Origin of the sequence: Granulicella pectinivorans (genome assembly GCF_900114625.1) — a bacterium.
GTDB classification, from domain to species: Bacteria; Acidobacteriota; Terriglobia; order Terriglobales; family Acidobacteriaceae; genus Edaphobacter; species Edaphobacter pectinivorans.
On sequence record NZ_FOZL01000002.1, the window covers coordinates 806,918 to 825,641 of the forward strand.

Here is an 18,724-nt window from a genome sequence, read left to right on the forward strand (position 1 = left end):
TCCTCAGTACCTCCAGCTCATATCCGCACCCGCCGGAGCCGTCTTCGCAATCCTCTCCATCATCTTCGGCAGGTACATCGTGTTGTAGTGCAGGCGCGAATACGCATTCGGCAGCGACGGGTCACCGTTCCAGCAATGCTCCGCGCGCGGCCCGTACTTCACCTCGCCGTCATACGGAACCCCATGCCCAGGCGTGCCCGTCGTCTTCAGAAAGTCCTCCATCAGATACACCGCGTTGTTCAGCATGTACGTATCGTCCGAACCGACATAAAGATGCAGCTTCCCCTGAACCTTTGGCCCCAGCGTAGCCCAGTCGCGCTGAAGGATCGCATTCAGATCGTAGTGCTCACGCCAGTACGCGGCGGTCTTGTGGTCGATCGCCCCGGTGGTCTTATTGAAGATCTCCAGCGGGTAACCATCCGGCCCTACGGGCGAGAAGACCGCCTGCCAGATGTCGAACTGGTCGCCCGACCGCCCATGATCGCCCAGCGCCGCCTCATAGGCGATGTTGTCGCGCATGCTGATCAGCGTGTGGCCAAGATAGTCGCGCATCGCGGGCTGCTCCACCTGCTTGTTCGCGCCGGGCAGGTAGAACATGTTCGCCTGGTTGTAGAGATCGGCCGTCATATAGGCGTGAAAGTCCACCGGATCCGGGCACGCGATGTACGCGCCGTTATAGTGCTCCGGATAGAACATCTGCACCGCGATCGCCTCCCACCCGCCGGTCGAGCCGCCATACAGAAACCGCGCCCAGCCCTGCCCGATGCCGCGAAACTGCTTCTCCACCGCAGGGATCAGCTCCGTCTCAATCGCGTCGCCATACGGCCCCAGATTCGCCGAGTTCACCGCGTAGCTGTCGTCGTAGAACGGGTTCGCATGCTGAATCTGCAACACAAGCACACGTGGAAAGCCCTTCGACGTCCACTGCTGAAACTCCTTGTAAGCCTCCTCCTGCTGAATCCGGTTGTACCCCGCCAGGTGAAACCGCTCCGAGTAGTTCGGCTTGAGGTTCGGATCGGGCGGCGTAGTCCGGAAGTCGTCAAATCCCTCCGGGAAATGACCATGAAAGATCGCCAGCGGATAGTGCGCGTTCGGGTGCTCCGCGAACCCCTCCGGCAGCAGCACAATCGCCGTCAGAAACACGGGCCTCCCCCAAAACTTCGTTAGCAGCGCGCTCTGTACCTTCAGATGCTTCACATACTTCGTATCCGGCTCCGGCGTAATCGGCCCAATCAACTTGTCGAGCGACACCGCAACCGGCGCGGCGCCCGGCCCCACATGCACCTTCTTCGGCGCGCTGTACAGGTTCCCCGGCGCAAGATTCCAGTGCTTGCCCTCCCCACGATCCGCCGACAGCTTGATCGTCCTCCCGTCGCCCATGTGGAAGGTCTCGTACACATCGAGCACCGCCTGCACCGTATAGTCACCCGGCGGCACCTCGCTCAGCTTCCTCACCGGATACCCGCTCGCCGCGTCGTCGATCTTCACCGCCTCACCCGGCTTCCACCCATCGACCGTTACCCCAAAGACGATCTGCGATCGAGGCGTATCGTCGATCTGCATCCGCGGCTCCGCGCTCCCGTCGTTCGAGAGCAGAAACAGCACACGCCCGTCCAGCGGCTTCGCCGACTGCGCAGCGGGAAAGCTGACCGTAACCGTCTGAGCCTGAACAGCCGCGGCCAGCAGTAGCAGGCCAACCAGGGAAAACAAACGCATCTTCGTTCGCATGCCGGAAGTATAGCGGGGAAACGATCTACTTCGAAGACTCTTTGGCCTGCTGCTCGAGCGACCAGTTCAGGTTGTTGCGAGCCAGTGGAAAGTCGGGCTGGATCTGCAACGCATGCTGCGCCGCGCTAATCGCAGCCGGCCACTGGTGACTGCATTCGAAGCCCGCTGCCAGGTTATTCCATGCAAGGGCGCTGTTGGCGTCGATCTGCACCGCATGGGTCGAGGTATCGATCGTGGCCTGACACTCCCCGGCCTGCGAGGCCTTGACCGCAGCCGCGATCCAGAATTCGACGCCCCCCGGAGGCACCGCAGCGCCGCTCGCGTCAAGGGCAACAGGTGTCGGAGAGCCAGCGGCCTCCACCACCATCCGCACCGAGAGATCCTGCACGTCGGGCAGAGCGAACTCCGTCCGAAAGTGGGTATAGTCCAGCGCAGCCGCACCCAACACAAGCATCCCGGCAACACCGGCCACCGGAGCCCCCCACGCCGGGCGCCTCTGCGTCGCCATATCCACCAGAAACGCCATCCCCACCCCAGCCAGCAGAGCCTCAGGGGCATAGAGCGGCGCAAGATAACGAAGATTCATCCGGTTGTTCATCAAGGTCACCGTGGCCAGAAAGACCACGCACAATCCGAAGAAGGCCCAGGTCATTTGCCGCTCCACCGGCACCGGCCGGCTCAGGTCACGTGCATACCCAATCGCCGCCAGAACCAGCATCACCGTAGGCGCACTGACGACCAGGAACGCCCTGCCCAGGCGCAACGGCGAGCCCCCCTCGTACGCCATGCTGTACGCATTCCCCGTCGACGAGTTCATGCTGTTCGTGAGGAACGCGACGAAGTGCTGCCATCCACCCAGCAGATGAGCCAGCCACGCCACCGCAACCAGCACAGTCAGGGTACAGAGCCCCGCAAACAGCGCAGCATCCCGCCGCTGTCTGCGTAACCACAAGACCACCAGAATCCAGCCTGCGCAGAACGCGAAGCTGAGCACCGCAGTCTGCTTCAGCGTAATCGCGAATCCTCCAGGCAGAGCAACGAGGATTCCCCAGCCCATGGGTCGCGAACCCGCAGCCACCTCGCATGCGGCCAGCAACATCAGCAGCGCGACCGCTTCAATCACCGTATCGCCCCATCCACGCCGCGCCGTCATCAACGCAGCCGGATTCACCGCATAGAGCAGCATCGCCACCAGGGCCACTCCAGGCGAAAACCTCCGCCACGCAACCACCGCAAGCAGGAGCACGCACACGATGGATGCGGCACACGCCAGCTCGGCCCCGGCGAACTCGTCCGTGTGCCCCGTCAACCGCATTGCATCCGCAACCAGAAAGAGATACCCCGCGCGCACCGGGTTCGCAGCCGTCATGGGATTCGCGGCCACGTGCTCCATCAACATCGGCACACCCGCCCGCCCCTGCGCCACCAACACCTTCCCTGCCTCGGCATAGGCGTACTCATCGGGCGTGCGTCGCGTAACGCCGTTCAGGTTCACCACACGCAGCGCGACACCCAGGCAAACGAGCGCCGCCAGCGCAGCCAGTTGCACCCAGCGCCGGTGCCGGATAGGCCATTCGGTTGTCAAAACGGTTTCAGTCGACATCATGAGTGAATGGGATCCGCGCCAGTATATGTGGTCGCCACCTCTTCACCCAAAGGAAAACGGCAGAGCCGAGGCTCTGCCGTTCGTATTCTCTATTCCAACTAAGCTTTACCCAAAAGCCCAGCCATAGCCTCACCGATCTCAGCCGGCGACTTAACCACCGTGATGCCAGCCTCAGTCATCGCCTTCATCTTCTCGGCAGCCGTGCCCTCGCCGCCCGAGATGATCGCGCCCGCATGGCCCATGCGGCGGCCCGGAGGCGCCGTCTGCCCAGCGATGAACCCAACCACAGGCTTCGTCACATATTCCTTGATGAACTTCGCCGCAGCCTCTTCGGCTGAGCCGCCGATCTCGCCGATCATAATGATTGCCTCGGTCTCGGGATCGTCCTGCAGCAGGCGCAGCGCGTCGATGTGCGTTGTCCCAATGATGGGGTCGCCGCCAATACCGATCGCGGTCGACTGCCCGATGCCGCGCGTGGTGAGCTGGTAGACAGCCTCATACGTCAGCGTGCCGGACTTCGAGACGATGCCCACAGAGCCTTCCTTGTGAATGCGTCCGGGCATGATGCCGATCTTGGCCTTGCCGGGCGAGATGACGCCGGGGCAGTTGGGTCCGATGAGACGGGTCTTCGAGTTCTTCACGACCTCCCACGTCTTCACCATGTCCAGCGTAGGAATGCCTTCCGTAATGCAGATCACCAGCGGCAAGCCGGCGTCGGTCGCTTCCAGGATGCCGTCCGCCGCGAACGGTGGCGGAACGAAGATAACGCTGGCGTTCGCACCGGTTGCGGCAACAGCCTCTTCCACCGTATTGAAGACGGGCCATCCCTCATGCGTCGTGCCGCCCTTGCCGGGGGTCACGCCGCCGACAACGATGTCGTAGCCGAACTGCTTCGAGTACTCCGAGCAGCCCTTCGCATGGAAGGTGCCTTCGCGGCCCGTGATGCCCTGCACGATCAGACGAGTATTTTTGTCAACGAGAACCGCCATTAGTTGCCCCCCTTCGCCGCGGCGACAGCCAAGTCGGCAGCTTCCTTCATCGTTGCGCCGACCTGGAACTTCAATCCAGACTCAGCCAGAATCTTGCGGCCTTCTTCCACGTTCGTTCCCTCAAGGCGAAGGATGATCGGGATCGAAACGTTCAGCTTCTTCGCCGCCGCGACCACCGCCGTGGCCAGCACATCCACGCGCAGAATGCCGCCGAAGATGTTGATGAAGATCGCCTTCACGTTGGGGTCGGAGAGGAGGATGCCGAACGCATTCTCGATCTGCTCCTGGTTGGCTCCACCGCCTACGTCGAGGAAGTTCGCAGCCTTGCCGCCGGCGTACTCGATGATGTCCATCGTCGCCATCGCCAGACCCGCGCCATTCACCATGCAGGCGATCGAGCCGTCGAGCTTGATGTAGTTCAGGGCGAACTTGGAGGCTTCGACCTCAAGCGGATCTTCCTCCGCAAGGTCGCGCAGCTCCTTCAGGTCCTTGTGACGGAACATCGCGTTGTCGTCGAAGTTGATCTTGCAGTCCAGCGCCATCAACTTGCCGTCCTTCGTCGTGATGAAAGGGTTGATCTCCATCAGCGTCGAATCCGTCTCGACGAAAGCCTTGTACAGGCCCATCATGAACGCCACGGCAGGGTTGATCTGCGCCGTCGTCAGGCCGAGCTTGAACGCCAGCTTGCGCGCCTGGAAGGGCTGGAAGCCGACCGCGGGATCGACGTACTCCTTATAGATCAGCTCCGGAGTCGCATGCGCGACCTCCTCGATCTCCATGCCGCCGGACTGCGAGGCCATGAAGACGATCTTCGCCGAAGCACGATCCAGCACCAGACCGAGGTAAAGCTCGCGGTCGATCGCCGAACCCTCTTCGATCAGCAGCCTCTGGACCTTTTGGCCAGCCGCGCCGGTCTGGTGCGTCACAAGCTGCATGCCCAGAATAGCCTTCGCCGCCTCATTGGCTGCCTCGAGGTTCTTCACCACCTTCACGCCGCCGCCCTTGCCGCGTCCGCCCGCATGAATCTGAGCCTTCACGACAACCACCGCGTTACCGGCCGAAAACAGCGCCTTGGCTGCGGTGTCCGCCTGCTCCAGCGTGGTCACCATCTCGCCGCCTGGAACCGGCACGTTGTACTTCCGCAGAATGTCTTTTGCCTGATACTCGTGAATCTTCATGATGTGTGCCCGCCGGACGGTCTTTCTTGAGATACGCGAGAAGTGTAGCGGAGCCAAACAACGAGCGGCAAGCCGGGGAGGATGAATATCGGATCATCTGTCCGGTAAGCGAACGAAATCCTCCCAAACCGCACCTGATACGCTCTTTCTATGTCGTTGAAGCCCTTCCTGAAGCGCCTGATCGAAGACCGCGCCGTGCTCTCCCGGCCCGAGGCGCGCCATCTCATGGAGACCTTCTTCTCCGGCGCAAACCCCGAACTGGAGCTCGCAGCCCTCCTCGGAGGCCTCGCCGCACGCGGCGAAACCGTCCTCGAGGTCGCCGGCTTCGTCGACGCCATGCGCGCCGCCGCAACGCCCCTGCCCCTCACCAACGTCGAGCGCACCGCCCTCGTCGACACCTGCGGCACCGGCGGAGACCTCAGCGGCACCTTCAACATCTCCACCGCCGCCGCCCTCGTCGCCGCAGCCGCCGGGGCCACCGTCGCCAAACATGGCAATCGCGCCGTCACCTCTCGGTCCGGCTCCGCAGACGTGCTCGAAGCCCTCGGCATCCCTGTGAGCCTCGCGCCCAACGAAGCCGCCACCGCCCTCCGCGATCACGGCTTCGTCTTCCTCCTCGCCTCCGCGCACCACCCTGCCATGCGCACCGTCATGCCCATCCGCAAGGCCCTCGGTGTCCGCACCGTCTTCAACATCCTCGGCCCCCTGACCAACCCCGCCGGTGCCTGCGCCCAGGTCATGGGCGTCTACGCACCGCACCTCGTTCCCCTCGTCGCCGAAGCCATGGCCGAGCTCGGCACCCGCCACGCCTTCGTCGTCCACGGCGAGGCCGCCAACGGCACGGGCCTGGATGAGATCTCCATCGAGGGTCCCAGCCTCGTCGCCGAGGTCCGCGACGGCACCGTAACCCTCGCCACCTTCACCCCGGAGCAGGCCGGTCTCTCGCGTGCGCCCTCTGGGAGTCTCCAGGGTGGCGACGCACTCGAAAACGCCTCAATTCTCAAGAACATCTTCGCCGGAGAGCACGGCCCACGCCGCGATGTCGTTCTCTTGAACGCCGCCGCCGTCCTGGTCACCGCGGGTCTCGCCCCGGATATCGCAGCCGGAGTGCAACTCGCAGCCAACACCATCGACCGCGGAGCCGTCACACATCTGGTGGCCAAACTGGCCACGTAAGACGACACAAGAATCTCTGGAGGAGGATCGGCATGGCGAGAGTCACCGGAATCGGCGGAGTTTTCCTGAAAGCGAGCGACCCCAGGGCATTGGCCGAGTGGTACAGCCGCAACCTCGGCATCACCCTCTCCGACCACCGCGGAGCGAACTTCCTCTGGACCGACGAGGTTCCAGCCACCACCGGCATGACCGTCTGGTCGCTCTTCCCTCAGGACACCCGCTACTTCGGCCCCGGCATCCAGACCGCCATGATCAACTTCCGCGTCGACGACCTCGACGCCCTCCTCCAGCAGCTCGCCGACTCCGGCGTCTGGATCGACACCAAACGCGAAGACTACGAGTACGGCCGCTTCGCCTGGATCCAGGACCCCGAGGGCAATCGCGTCGAGCTCTGGCAGCCTCTCCCCTAACCCGGAAAAAACCAAATATTTTCTCCTCAGGAAACTCGGATTCGGCCCGGAAATCCACCGGGCCACCCCCGCTCCGGCGGTTACGATACGGTAAAGGCACCCGTACATGACCGCACCCTCTCCAGGCCGTATTGAAGTGATCGTAGGACCGATGTTCTCCGGCAAGAGTGAAGAGCTCATCCGCCGTCTCAAGCGCGCGCGCATCGCTCGCCAGCGCGTAGCCTGCTTCAAACCCGATATCGATCTCCGCTACCATCGCACGTCCATCGCCAGCCATAGCGCCCAGACCCACGAGGCCATGACGGTGGCGAACACGGAGCGTCTCCGCGAAGCTCTCTACCCCCAGCTCGAGTCCATCGAAGTCGTCGGCATCGACGAGGCCCAGTTCTTCGATGAAGCCATCGTCCCTCTCGTCGTGGAGCTCGTCCATCTCGGCAAGCGCATCATCCTCGCCGGTCTCGACACCACCTTCACGGCAGAGCCATTCGGCCCCATCCCAGCTCTCATGGCCGTCGCCGACGAAGTCGCGAAGCTCTCCGCCGTCTGCATGGTCTGCGGCCAGCCCGCCATCCACACCCAGCGCTTAGGCGCCAGCCAGGAGCTGGTCGTCGTCGGAGCCGCCGGAGTCTACGAGGCCCGCTGCCGCGCCTGCTTCAAGCCTTATCTGGATGAGCATGAGTCCGAGCAGTTGGAGCTGCCTGCGATCCAGGCGTAGATTATGCCTTCGGATCGTCCTTGGATCGTAGGTAAGCCGCAATCAGCTCCCTTTGTTCGGTGATCTCTGCATCCCATACAATGCGATCTTCTTCTTTTGAAACCCCCTTGAGAAGCGCTTCTGCCTCGTCAAGGCTGGCAAAATCCTCGTGAGCGACTCCGAGATAACCGTACGGCAGTTCATGTGTGCTTCATGTAACCCTCGCGACGAGGGAATTGACCAGCTTCAACCGAGCCAATTCATCGCAGGGGTCCAGCTCCACTGCCCGTTGAAGATGCTCGTGGTCTCCTAACCATCGATGTGGTTCGGCACACGCTGGCTCAACAAGAGTCCATTCCAAAAGAGTCGGTTCCAGAAGCCTGATACGCAGAGGATGTGGAAGCAGCATATCGCGCCCGTCTTGCCCCTCCGCTCGATGGAGAAGCCAACTGATGAAGGTCTTTCGTTCCGCGAACGGAGCCCTCTCAATCTGGCACAGGAATCGCTCAAGATGCACAAAGGCGTCCTTTCGCAATCCCTTCTCGTAAACCGTACAAAAGGATGCATATTCGGCCCACTCCTCCCGAACATGCGCTGCCTCTGCAATATTTCGAAGGACTTCAAACGACCTGGCGCGCCAAGGCATCATCACCAATTCCCTTATCTGCGCCTCCTCAGGCGACGAGATCCAGCCCCTTCTTGTCTACGAGGTTCAGAAGCTTCAACGAAGCTCCCTGAGGCTTCTTCTCGCCACGCTCCCACTTGCTCACCAGGCTGGGCGTTACGTTCAGGTAGAACGCGAAGACTGCCTGGCTCACATCTTCCCGTTCGCGAATCGCCACGATCTTCTCCGGTGGCATCGCTTCGATGGGAGTAAGACACATCCTGTCAAAGTCGCGCATCGTTTTCTTGTCGACCAGCCCGATTCGTTCAAAGTCCTTCATCGACTTGTGAATGACGGCGGAGGCTCTGCTGCGGTATTTGTTAGACATCCCTATCCCTCCCTCGACGGACGAATCTCCAGAAAAACGCCGGTGCGAACAGCTTCGGTCGTCCCGGTCTCGGATAAAGCAAAGACATATTTTGCGAAAGCACGATACTTCTGGAGATCGGCCAGACTGATATTCGCCTGATCCTTCTTCTCGAACCCATCGACGAAGACAGCTCGATCGCCCTGCCGAAAGAGAAGAATGGTCCTCGATCCTCCGGACTTCCCATCGCCTCTCCGCGCAATCCTCTGTTTGATCACACCGCCGCCAAGATCAGCATCGATCAGGCCCTCATTCGCACGGTGCGCCGCTTGCCAGAGATCGTCGTCGGCTAGACGAGCCCTTCTGGCAAATCGTGCGAACTGCTTCGTTTGATAGACCGAAAAGCTCTGCATGGTCTTGAACAAATCATAGCACTCAGTGCTATAGCTGGAAATCAGATGTCAGTGCTTCCCCACCATCTCCATCACATCTTTCCGTAGCGCCATCGAGCTCGCCAACCGGCTATAAAACATATGCCCTCCGGGGTACTCGTGCACCTGCACCCGCGACGCATCGCCCATCATCGGCATCTGGTCGACCGTCAGCACCGAGCCCATGAACGGGCACGAGAGATCGTTCCACCCATGCACAATCAACACCCGCATCTTGGTGTCCGCCGACACCGCCTCCCGCAGATCCTCCACCGCTCCGTTCCTGAGCGCGGAAGAGTCGAAGTCCCAGTTCCGATTCACCTCGGTCGAGAGCGCCTCATACCGCCCATCCACCTTCCAGCCCACCGTCTGCGTCACAAAGTTCACCATCGCCGTCGTCGTGGGAGCGATGATGCTCTCGAGAATCGGATCGTTCGACCTCTGGTCCGGATCGTTCGGAAACGGATCCGGCGCCGTCACATTCGGGTCGTACCGGCTACCCAGCTTGCCCTCCGCCCGGAAGACCTCCCGCAGATACGCCTGCGTCTCAAGCCGCCCACCCGACCGCTTCACAAACACCGGGTCCAGCCCCGTGATCTCCGTCACATGCTGCAGCATCGCCGTCGTCGCCGACGGGTCCGACCTGCCCTTCAACAGCGCCACCGCATAGTCTCCACGCGTATACGCAATCACCGCGTCCATCGACTCCTTCGTCAGCGCCTTCTGCCTCTCCTGGTGCGCCGCGGCAATCGACGGCAGCGTCATCATCCACGGCACCGGCGACAGATCCGCATTCGCATCCTGGTTTGGATTCAGGTACGGCGACACCAGCACCACGCCATTCATCGCCACGCCCAGCGAAGTCTGCAGATAATGCGTCACCCGCGGCCCCCTGTACCCTCCATAACTCTCGCCGACAAAGTACTTGCGGCTCATCATCCGCCCGTTCTTCACCAGCCAGTCGAAGATCGCCCGCGATAGGTACTCGATATCCGCCTGCGTCGAATAAAAAGTCTTCTTCGTATCTGCCTCATTCAGCACCGACCGGCTATACCCAGTGCCCACCGGGTCGATGAACACCAGATCCGTAAAGTCCAGCCACGTCCCCGGATTGTCCTTCAGTTCAGCCGGATCCGAAGGCGAATCCCCCTCCGAACCGAACGCCACATGCTTCGGCCCGATCGCCCCAAAGTTCAGATACACCGACGAAGCCCCCGGCCCGCCGTTCATCGCAAACGTCACCGGCCGCGTCGTGCCCGCGGGCGCCTCCACCGTATACGCCGTGTAGACGACATCCCCCGCCGGCTTGCCATCCTTCGTCTTCACCGGCAGCGTACCGATCGTCACCGTGTAATGCAGCGTCTTGCCATCCACCACCACCGTCTGCGCTACATGTGCATCTGCGGGCAGCGGAGTGGGCGTCGTCGCCTCGGCGGGCTTGGCCGCAGGAGCATCGGGCTTCTGGGCGAATAGAGCAAACGGAAGCATGCACAACGAGGCAACGCGAACGGCAAACGAAATCTTCATATCGAATACGATACATCCGCCCCTCGGGTTACTCTGGTGGGGAGCAACTCGAGCCGTAAACGGCTCCGGAGAGACTATGAATATGCGCACCCCTGTAGCAGCAGCACTGGCCCTTACCCTTCTCGCCGCCCCTGCTTTCGCCAAGTCGAAGGAAGCCGTCACGGTACCGCTCAAGACCTCAGCAGGCGAAGACGCCGGCACCGCGACCTTCTCGCCCCTCAAGAAGGGCGGCGTCGAGATCAAGGTCAACCTGAAGAACCTCCCCATCGGCGACCATGCCGTTCACATCCACCAGAACCCCGTCTGCGACGCCCCCGACTTCAAGACCGCCGGGGGTCACTTCAACCCGGACAAGAAGCAGCATGGCCTCGACAATCCTCTGGGCCACCACAACGGCGACCTCGGTAAGAACCTCCAGATCGGCGAGCAGCACACCGGCGAGATGACCTACAAGGTCGATTACCTCTCCATGGATCCCGCCGCGCCGAACTCCATCTTCGGAACCTCGATCATGGTGCACGAGAAAGCTGACGACCAGAAGACCGACCCCACCGGAGCAGCCGGAAACCGCATCGCGTGCGGCGTCATCACCGCCAAGTAAGGCACTCTCCCGTTGGCCGGCAACGCAATCCCACACCGGCCAACGGGAGGCCCACCGCGCTGCCCAGGACGCGTCACGCAGTGACCGTAGCGGGCCTCTCCAGCAGGACAAGCTTCGAAACAACACGGAACTACCGCGAACGCCCATGCGTACAAGCATCCATGGGCGTTCTACACATTGCGATCCCGACCTTTCCGGCACCAATCAGGCCACTCAGCCTGCCTCGTCCGGCCCGTCTGCTCCCACGCCGGCCCCAGGCCGTTGCCGAGGTCTCCACTCCCCCGGCAACCGTGGAGCAAGGTACACTTCTCGCATCCCAAAAGGACGAGCAGGTACCGTTGGAGCGTACTCCCGAGCAAGAAGCCGCGCAGCAGGAACTCGCCAGACTGGTGCGCCAGTGCATGGCCGGGGACCAGCACGCCTGGCAGCAGTTGGTATCCTCCCAGCATCGGCGCATCTACGCCATCTGCTTCCGCTTCACGGGCTCCGCGAACGACGCCGAGGACCTCACCCAGGACGTCTTCCTCAAGCTCTACCGCAATCTGGCCAGCTTCGACACCACCAAGGGCAGCTTCCAGACCTGGATCACCACGCTCTGCCGAAACCTCCTCGTCGATCACTTCCGCCGCACCCGCCTCGAGCGCGCGTCCGATTCGCTCGACGCCAGCTTCGACGGCGAAGAGGACGGTCCCACCCTAGGCGACAAGCTCACCGACTCCCGGCCCTCGCAGGAGCATCACGTCGCCGGTCTCGAGCTCAAGGCGCGCATCCAGCACGCCCTCAAACAGCTTTCTCCCGAACTTCGCGAAGCAGTCATTCTTCGCGATCTCGAAGATATGGATTACAAAGAAATTGCCGAGGTCTTGCGCATTCCCGAAGGCACCGTGAAAAGCCGCATCAGTCGCGGTCGCGGGGAACTTGCGAGGCTTCTACAACGTACAGAAGGGCAGGTGGTTTAACGTGGCAGACATCAACCAATTCGGAAGCGTGAAGCCCGGTACACCGCAGGTCTGCGCTCACTGCGAGACTCTGCTGATGGACGTCCTCGACCGCACGGCAAGCCCGGTGGATCAGGCCTTCTTCGACAAGCACCTTGCAAGCTGCACCACCTGCAGCCGCATGTTCATCGACGCCAAACGCGGGGGTGCCTGGCTCGAGATGCTCCGCGACCCGCGCCCGGAGCCGGCCTCCGCTCTCTTCGAGCGCATCATCGCCCAGACCAGCGGCATCCAGGCCGTCTCTGAGACAACCGAGATTGCCCCGCAGCTCCCGGACACCGGCAGCCAGTTCATCCCATTCCCCGCTCAGCCCGTGCCCGTCCCGAGCCCGTATCTCTACGGCGTGCCCAGGGCCACCAACTACGCCGGCGCCAAGGTCCTTCCCTTCCGCCTGCGCAACACCGTACACTCCCTCGGCCAGACGATTCTGCAGCCGCGCCTCGCCATGACGGCCGCCATGGCCTTCTTCTCCATCGCACTCACACTCAACCTCACCGGGGTCCATCTCTCGCAGATCAGCGCTGAAGATCTGAAGCCATCGAGCATCCGGAAGAGCTTCAATCAGGCGAATGCGCAGGTCGTCCGGTATTGCCAGAACCTGCAGGTCGTCTACGAGCTCGAAGCCCGCGCCCACGAACTCCAGCGCACCGACTCCGACTCCAGCCCCTCGCCGCAGCAGCCCGCCGACGACAAGGCGCCAGCGCCTCAGGATGCCGCTCCCGGCCAGAAACCGGCAGCGCAACCCAATGAGCAGAAGCCCCGGAACAACTCCAAGCCGGGCCCCGGAACCAGCCGGCGCGAGCCCCTCTTCCCCGATGGCCGCATGGTAGCCCGCGCCGTGCCTCCTCAAGATCTCCCCGCAAACGCAGTAACGCTTCACCATCAGGGTGACTCTCAGCCCGCGATGCAACTGAAAGGAGATCTGGCATGAGCGACTTCCAGCAGCAGCCCGATCCACAGCGCCACTCCTTCTGCCAGATCTGCGGCAGGGCCGTGGCCACCGAGTCTGAACGCCTCTCCGGTAACGCCTTCCCCTGCGGTCTGTGCAACGAAGTAAAACTCGCGACTCCCGCCTCCACCGGCTATGCCTACCCAGGTGCCGATCCAGGTGCCGCCGGAGCCGTTCCCCCGGTCCCGCCCGTCCCGCCAGCAGGCTTCGTGCCCCCGGCCGACGTCCCCAACCCCGGACTCGCCGCCCTCCTCGGCCTCATCCCCGGCGTCGGTGCCATGTACAACGGCCAGTACGCCAAGGGAATCGTCCACCTCGTCGTCTTCGCCGTGCTCTCCAGCCTGGTCGACACCAATGGCATCTTCCTGCTCTTCGTCTTCGGCTGGGTAGCCTACCAGTCCATCGAGGCGCACCACACCGCACGCGCCCGCCGCGACGGCACCCCCTTGCCCAACCCCTTCGGCCTCAACGATATCGGAGAGCGCCTTGGCTTCGGCAGGTCGTGGCCCACGCCTGGCGGCGTGCCTCCCGTTCCCCCGGTCCCGCCCGCTGGCGCTGCCCAGCAGGCTCCCCCCGTCTCCAGTTGGGGTGCCCCCTGGGAGACACCGCGCTACACCGCGCCGCCCCCCTACGCGCCCTACACCCCGCCGCCGAACCCGCCCTACGCGCCCCCCTATCAGCCCGTAACCCCGCCATTCGACGGCCCAGGCTACGTCCCCTACGATCCAAGCCTGGCCCCCGAGCCCATTCCTCCCGTGGGGAATCGTTTCCCGGCCGGTGCCATCTGGCTCATCGCCCTCGGCACGCTCTTTCTCCTCAACACCTCCGGCATCTTCCGCGGCTTCAGCTTTCGCCTCCTGCTGCCCATCTTCTTCATCGGTATCGGCGTCTGGAGCTTCATCCACAAGATGACCCAGACCGGACAAAGCCTCTCTGACGATGGCACCCCGGAGTACCGCATCCGCATCTTCCGTGCCGCTCGCGGAGCCGTCTGGACCATCCTCATCGGCGTCATCTTCTTCCTCGCCGACTTCAACATCCTCTCCTGGGGACGGAGTTGGCCGCTCTTCCTCATCCTCGCCGGCATCATGACCTTCCTCGAGCGCGCCATCTACGCCGGAGTTCGTCCCAGCCAGCCGCCTCCAGGCTATCCCGGTTACGGCTACCCGCCCTACGGCCCGCCGCCAACAGCACCTCCCTCCGCCACCCCGGGGACTGAGCTCGTCACCACCATTCACCCCACCGACGTCTCGAACTCCCAGGAAGGAAGGTAATCATGGCCGGCGCACCTCCACCCTACCCTCCTCCGTATCCTCCGCCACAGGGCGACTGGCGCTACGCCCGCAAAGCCATGCGCGAACAGATGCGCGCCCAGCGCGACGTCACCCGCGCCCAGTGGAAGATGTACCGCGACCAGCAAAAGTACGCAGCCCGCGGTTATCGTGGCGGCTCCATTCTCGGCCCCATCGTGCTCATCACCATTGGCGTCGTCTTCCTGCTCATCCACACCGGCAACATCAACCAGGCCAGCCTCTTCTTCTGGTACGGCCGCTGGTGGCCCCTCATCCTCCTCGCCGGCGGAGCCATCCTCCTCGCCGAATGGGCCTTCGAACGCACCGTTCACCCCGACCAGCCCACCTATCATCGTGGACGCGGCGGCGTCGTCATGCTCCTCATGCTGCTCTGCCTCCCCGGTCTCCTCATCAACATCTCCCGCGATGGAGGCAATGGCTTCGGCCTCATGCACGGCTTCTCCATCAACGGCGACAACATGGACGAGTTCCTCGGCGATCGCCACGAGAGCGACCAAAACCTCGACCAGACCTTCCCCGTCGGCTCCACCCTCACCGTCAACAACCCACGCGGCGAGGTCGTCATCACCGGCAACAGTGAAGACGGACAGATCCACGTAGCCGTGCACAAGCAGGTCTACACCCGCTCCGACTCCGACGCCTCCGCGAAGGCGCAGCAACTCTCGCCCACGCTCAGCAACTCCGGCGACGCCTTCACCCTCTCCGTACCCACCGTGGATGGAGCCCGCGTCGACCTCAACATCCGCGTCCCCGTCACCACCGCCTCCACCATCACCGTCGATCGCGGCAACATCACCGCCAACTCGCTTAAGACGCCCCTCATCGTCACCGCCAACCACGGTGACATCGAGCTCAACGCCATCGCAGCCGCCGTCACCGCTCACATCAACAACAAGGGCTCCAACTTCAGCGCGCGCTCCATCACCGGTGCCGTATCCCTCGAGGGCAACTGCCGCGACGTCGATATCGCCGACGTCAACGGCCCCGTCACCCTCAACGGCGACTTCTTTGGCAAGACCCACTTCGAGCACATCAACGGAGCGGTTCGCTTCCACACCAGCCGCACCGACTTCCAGCTAGCTCGTCTCGACGGCGAGGTAGACCTCACCCACGGCGAACTCTCCGCGGACCAGCTCCTCGGCCCCGTCTCCCTCTCGACCAACAACTACAACGTCACCCTCGAGCGTGTCTCCGGCGACGTCTCCGTCACCACCAGCAACGGCAAGGTCGACCTCACCGGCGCACCTCCCCTGGGCAACGTCACCATCCAGAACCGCAACGGCGAAGTCAACGTCACCGTCCCCGAGCAGTCCTCCTTCACCGTCCAGGCAGAAACCCGCGAGGGCGACGTCGATACCGACCTCCCGCTCTCCAAGTCGGACGACAACAACATCAGCCGCCTCACCGGCACCGTGGGCAGTGGTGGGTCGCTCATCCGCATCAACACCACCCAGAACGATATCTCCCTGAAGAAGGGTGCGATCGCTCCTCTGATGCCGCCTCACTTTGCGCTGCCGCCGATAACCCCTGCTCCCCCAACGCCCCCGGTCGAGCCGCACATCGCCAGACCGAAGACGCCCAGAATCCCCGCACCCGCCCCAAAGCCCTAGAGAAGGCCGGCCATCGAAGTCCCTGTGCAGCCTGTCTGCACAGGGACTTTTTCATGCACTTTTGCGCCTTTTTGCCCACTCCATCGCGGTTCCCTGATCCCGAATCCCTGAATTCCCCCGTCTAACCCTGAGGGCCCAGCAAGAGGCCCGGTCCATACCGAAGAGATCACACTTCAACGCGCTCATACTTTCCAGAGGATTCACTCATGCACAAACTGCTTTTCCTCCTGCTCGCCTTCGGCCTCTTTCCCGTCGACTCCGAAGCACAAGACGGCGGCGAAACCTTCGCTGAAAAGTGGCAGGCCCGTGCGACCAGGACCCAGGCTCAACAGCCCAAATGGGCCGTCCCCATGCTGTCGCCCTTCCCGATGCTCGCGCAGGTCTACCGCAGCGACTTCACCCGTCAGACGACCTCAGCCGGCAGGGAGAACTGGAACCTCGGCACAGGCAAAGGCTTCAACCTCATCCCCTTCGCCAATACCCAGGTCGACATTCTCACCCCGGGCTTCATCACCCACGGCGACGGCACCGCCGACGGCTTCGGCGACATCGCCTTCCTCGCCAAATACCGCGTGCTGTCGGCCAATGAACAGCATGGCAACTACATCGTCAGTGGTGCGCTGGCCGCCTCATTCCCCACCGGGAGCCACAAGAACGGGGCAACGACGGCAGTCCTGACGCCTACCCTCTCCGCCGGAAAGGGCTTCGGGCACTTCGCCGCCTTCACCAGCCTCGGCGGCAGCCTCCCTACCTCAAACGCCCTTGCCAACGGTCGCGTCGTCCACTCGAACACCGTATTCCAGTACAAATTCGGAAAATACTTCACCCCTGAGCTCGAGCTCAACTCCAACCGCTACTTCGGCGGCACCCGGGATGGCAAGACCCAGACCTTCCTCACCCCGGGAATCATCCTGGGCAAATTCCCCATCCGTCCAGCTTCGGCCAAGAGCCGTATGGGACTGGTCGGCGGCGTAGCCTTCCAGACGGCGGTCACCAACTACCACACCTACAACCACGCCCTTGTCACCAGCCTCCGCTTGGCCTTCTAGAGCAGAGAATCGGTATGAACCTCAGGGCAGAGTCGCAAAACTGGGAGCCCCACATCTCGCCTTCGAGATGTGGGCTTCCAGCAGCACACTAATCCCCTGCGGGGCGCAACCACCCATTCGCCGACACAGCATAGACCAGCATCGGCACCAGCAGCATCAGAAAAAAGTACCCATCGATCAGCACATTCAGCAGAATAAACACGGTCAAAGCCGCAACCATCCAGCGGAGCATATCCGCCAGATCCGCGCACTTCCCCTTTGCCCAGCAGAAACAAAAGATCCCCGTCAGCACCACCAACTGCACCCACTTCAGATGTACCGGACGAATCAGGTAGCTCGCCCAGAACGCCACATTGATCGGCCGCGCGATCGGCCGTTCCAGCAGATCCCACTGTCCCACTGCGTTATGCGCGATATCCCCGGCCTTGGAGGCTAGAAACGGCCACATGATCGCCGCTGCCGTCCCCCCGGCAATCAGCGCTATCCGCCCCACCTCTCGCCAGCCCCCGCGCCGCAGTCCGTTCATCAGAAAGAACGGAAAGATCACCCAACTGAATTGCGAGATCACCATGCTGACTCCAAACGCAACCGCCGCCCACGCGAAGCGTCCCCGCTGCATCAGCACAAAAATGACAATCAACGAAAAAAAGTGCCCCTGCGTGTAAAGCTCATGCCGGTACTGCAGGTAGGGACAAAGGACAAACAGCCCCACCAGCCCCGCCACGCGCATCCGGTACTCCGGCGCCGTAGCCCAATACAGAAGTCCCATGCCCCCAGCAACATACGCAATGGCCGCCCAGCGCGGATCCAGATGCAGAGCCTGCGCCGGCGCAAAGGCAAGAATCATCCCAGGCAGATAGGGAAAGTCATAGATCCGGTCCGCCACATGAAAGTGCTGGTAGGGGTTTGCCCCACCTAAGAGTGCTCTGTCCGCCCACAGAATCACAGACATCATGTCCGAACGAAGATAATTCAAAGGAAAGCTGACAATGGCGAGCACCTGTCCAGCCGCATAAGCTGCAAGGAGCGTAGCCAGCACCAGCCCAGCGCTGATCTCCCTCCAACGGCGGGCTACCCATCCAACCGCAAGCGCGGCTCCCCCAAGCAGCACGGCATCCGGAATCAAACGAAGGCGATATCCGAACTGCTCATAGTGCCCCGTCTCCTCAAGGAACAGCACCGCGAAACCCAATTCCAGCAAAAATGTGAACCAAAAGACCTCATCCATCCCGCCAAGCCGCGTCAGAAAGGATGGCAGTTTGCCGCCAAACAGAAAAACCCAGCTCAAAAATAGAAAGAGAAGGCTGAAAGGCAGCAGCACAAGCTGCATCTGCAGGGGAGAGCCCACCTGCGGGAGCCCATCCTGGACCAATGCAATCACAAGCAGGAGCGCGACAAACAAGCCCGATCGGGCGGGAGCATTTGTCGACTTCAAATTTTCCCCCTTGTGTTTTGTTGACTTGGTTCATGCTACGGTTTTGGGTGGTTTTGATG

Annotated in this window: 17 protein-coding genes; 9 read left to right on the forward strand and 8 right to left on the reverse strand. The window is 62.4% G+C overall.

The genetic code is table 11. The annotated features are described in order from the left end of the window. Positions 1-3 precede the first annotated feature (3 nt). From BM400_RS21350 to sucC, 4 genes are all read right to left on the reverse strand, one after another. On the reverse strand, positions 4-1,728 hold the full coding sequence (locus tag BM400_RS21350; protein WP_245782080.1) for an alpha/beta hydrolase: 1,725 nt from the start codon (positions 1,726-1,728) through the stop codon (positions 4-6). A gap of 25 nt (positions 1,729-1,753) precedes the next feature. After that, entirely contained in the window at positions 1,754-3,313 is a 1,560-nt protein-coding gene (locus BM400_RS21355; protein WP_175529190.1) for a glycosyltransferase family 39 protein, read from the reverse strand. 119 nt (positions 3,314-3,432) lie between these two features. Beyond that, entirely contained in the window at positions 3,433-4,323 is an 891-nt protein-coding gene (gene sucD, locus BM400_RS21360; RefSeq protein WP_089843806.1) for a succinate--CoA ligase subunit alpha, read from the reverse strand. Next, complete coding sequence (gene sucC / locus BM400_RS21365; RefSeq protein ID WP_089843807.1) at positions 4,323-5,501, reverse strand: ADP-forming succinate--CoA ligase subunit beta; 1,179 nt, start codon at positions 5,499-5,501, stop codon at positions 4,323-4,325. Before sucC ends, sucD begins: the two co-directional genes overlap by 1 nt. A 150-nt stretch (positions 5,502-5,651) precedes the next feature. Between sucC and trpD the strand changes: the two genes are divergently transcribed. The 3 genes from trpD to BM400_RS21380 all read left to right on the forward strand — a co-directional run bounded on the left by trpD (position 5,652) and on the right by BM400_RS21380 (position 7,802). Next, a complete protein-coding gene (gene trpD, locus BM400_RS21370; protein WP_089843809.1) occupies positions 5,652-6,677 on the forward strand; it encodes an anthranilate phosphoribosyltransferase in 1,026 nt (341 codons plus the stop codon). A 32-nt stretch (positions 6,678-6,709) separates the two neighbouring features. After that, complete coding sequence (locus tag BM400_RS21375; RefSeq protein WP_089843810.1) at positions 6,710-7,087, forward strand: VOC family protein; 378 nt, start codon at positions 6,710-6,712, stop codon at positions 7,085-7,087. 106 nt (positions 7,088-7,193) lie between these two features. Then, positions 7,194-7,802, forward strand: coding sequence for a thymidine kinase (locus BM400_RS21380; RefSeq protein ID WP_089843812.1), 609 nt, complete (start codon positions 7,194-7,196; stop codon positions 7,800-7,802). A gap of 653 nt (positions 7,803-8,455) precedes the next feature. Here BM400_RS21380 and BM400_RS21390 read toward each other — a convergent pair. Genes BM400_RS21390 through BM400_RS21400 form a run of 3 tightly spaced genes read right to left on the reverse strand, consistent with a single transcriptional unit; the run spans position 8,456 to position 10,710 of the window. Continuing rightward, the gene (locus tag BM400_RS21390; RefSeq protein WP_089843818.1) at positions 8,456-8,773 is read right to left on the reverse strand and encodes a helix-turn-helix domain-containing protein; all 318 of its coding nucleotides are present in this window, start codon (positions 8,771-8,773) and stop codon (positions 8,456-8,458) included. A 2-nt stretch (positions 8,774-8,775) separates the two neighbouring features. Beyond that, on the reverse strand, positions 8,776-9,165 hold the full coding sequence (locus BM400_RS21395) for a type II toxin-antitoxin system RelE/ParE family toxin (protein WP_089843821.1): 390 nt from the start codon (positions 9,163-9,165) through the stop codon (positions 8,776-8,778). A 48-nt stretch (positions 9,166-9,213) separates the two neighbouring features. Further along, positions 9,214-10,710, reverse strand: a complete 1,497-nt coding sequence (locus tag BM400_RS21400) for a S10 family peptidase (protein WP_089843823.1) — start codon at positions 10,708-10,710, stop codon at positions 9,214-9,216. A 76-nt stretch (positions 10,711-10,786) separates the two neighbouring features. Between BM400_RS21400 and BM400_RS21405 the strand changes: the two genes are divergently transcribed. From BM400_RS21405 to BM400_RS21430, 6 genes are all read left to right on the forward strand, one after another. Then, positions 10,787-11,311 carry a superoxide dismutase family protein gene (locus tag BM400_RS21405; protein ID WP_245782081.1) on the forward strand — a complete coding sequence of 175 codons (525 nt, stop codon included), beginning with the start codon at positions 10,787-10,789 and terminating at the stop codon, positions 11,309-11,311. 161 nt (positions 11,312-11,472) lie between these two features. Next, positions 11,473-12,270 (forward strand): RNA polymerase sigma factor, encoded by a 798-nt coding sequence (locus tag BM400_RS21410; RefSeq protein WP_089843825.1) that lies wholly within the window; start codon positions 11,473-11,475, stop codon positions 12,268-12,270. Position 12,271: 1 nt separating this feature from the next. Beyond that, positions 12,272-13,240, forward strand: a complete 969-nt coding sequence (locus tag BM400_RS21415) for a zf-HC2 domain-containing protein (RefSeq protein WP_089843828.1) — start codon at positions 12,272-12,274, stop codon at positions 13,238-13,240. Continuing rightward, entirely contained in the window at positions 13,237-14,532 is a 1,296-nt protein-coding gene (locus BM400_RS21420) for a hypothetical protein (protein ID WP_089843831.1), read from the forward strand. The genes BM400_RS21415 and BM400_RS21420 overlap by 4 nt, the downstream gene beginning before the upstream one ends. Positions 14,533-14,534: 2 nt before the next feature. Continuing rightward, a complete protein-coding gene (locus tag BM400_RS21425; protein ID WP_089843835.1) occupies positions 14,535-16,181 on the forward strand; it encodes a DUF4097 family beta strand repeat-containing protein in 1,647 nt (548 codons plus the stop codon). Positions 16,182-16,387: 206 nt separating this feature from the next. After that, positions 16,388-17,230, forward strand: a complete 843-nt coding sequence (locus BM400_RS21430; RefSeq protein ID WP_089843837.1) for a hypothetical protein — start codon at positions 16,388-16,390, stop codon at positions 17,228-17,230. Positions 17,231-17,318: 88 nt separating this feature from the next. Here the strand turns inward: BM400_RS21430 and BM400_RS21435 are convergent, their stop codons facing one another. Then, positions 17,319-18,665 (reverse strand): hypothetical protein, encoded by a 1,347-nt coding sequence (locus BM400_RS21435; protein ID WP_141224038.1) that lies wholly within the window; start codon positions 18,663-18,665, stop codon positions 17,319-17,321. Positions 18,666-18,724 lie beyond the last annotated feature (59 nt).

Excerpts from the sequence above, each read along its gene's own strand:
- trpD (WP_089843809.1), top strand. The coding sequence starts at position 5,652 with ATGTCGTTGAAGCCCTTCCTGAAGCGCCTGATCGAAGACCGCGCCGTG.
- BM400_RS21395 (WP_089843821.1), bottom strand. The coding sequence starts at position 9,165 with ATGCAGAGCTTTTCGGTCTATCAAACGAAGCAGTTCGCACGATTTGCC.
- BM400_RS21375 (WP_089843810.1), top strand. The coding sequence starts at position 6,710 with ATGGCGAGAGTCACCGGAATCGGCGGAGTTTTCCTGAAAGCGAGCGAC.
- sucD (WP_089843806.1), bottom strand. The coding sequence starts at position 4,323 with ATGGCGGTTCTCGTTGACAAAAATACTCGTCTGATCGTGCAGGGCATC.
- sucC (WP_089843807.1), bottom strand. The coding sequence starts at position 5,501 with ATGAAGATTCACGAGTATCAGGCAAAAGACATTCTGCGGAAGTACAAC.
- BM400_RS21380 (WP_089843812.1), top strand. The coding sequence starts at position 7,194 with ATGACCGCACCCTCTCCAGGCCGTATTGAAGTGATCGTAGGACCGATG.
- BM400_RS21420 (WP_089843831.1), top strand. The coding sequence starts at position 13,237 with ATGAGCGACTTCCAGCAGCAGCCCGATCCACAGCGCCACTCCTTCTGC.
- BM400_RS21390 (WP_089843818.1), bottom strand. The coding sequence starts at position 8,773 with ATGTCTAACAAATACCGCAGCAGAGCCTCCGCCGTCATTCACAAGTCG.
- BM400_RS21350 (WP_245782080.1), bottom strand. The coding sequence starts at position 1,728 with ATGCGAACGAAGATGCGTTTGTTTTCCCTGGTTGGCCTGCTACTGCTG.
- BM400_RS21430 (WP_089843837.1), top strand. The coding sequence starts at position 16,388 with ATGCACAAACTGCTTTTCCTCCTGCTCGCCTTCGGCCTCTTTCCCGTC.
- BM400_RS21425 (WP_089843835.1), top strand. The coding sequence starts at position 14,535 with ATGGCCGGCGCACCTCCACCCTACCCTCCTCCGTATCCTCCGCCACAG.
- BM400_RS21400 (WP_089843823.1), bottom strand. The coding sequence starts at position 10,710 with ATGAAGATTTCGTTTGCCGTTCGCGTTGCCTCGTTGTGCATGCTTCCG.
- BM400_RS21405 (WP_245782081.1), top strand. The coding sequence starts at position 10,787 with ATGAATATGCGCACCCCTGTAGCAGCAGCACTGGCCCTTACCCTTCTC.
- BM400_RS21410 (WP_089843825.1), top strand. The coding sequence starts at position 11,473 with ATGGGCGTTCTACACATTGCGATCCCGACCTTTCCGGCACCAATCAGG.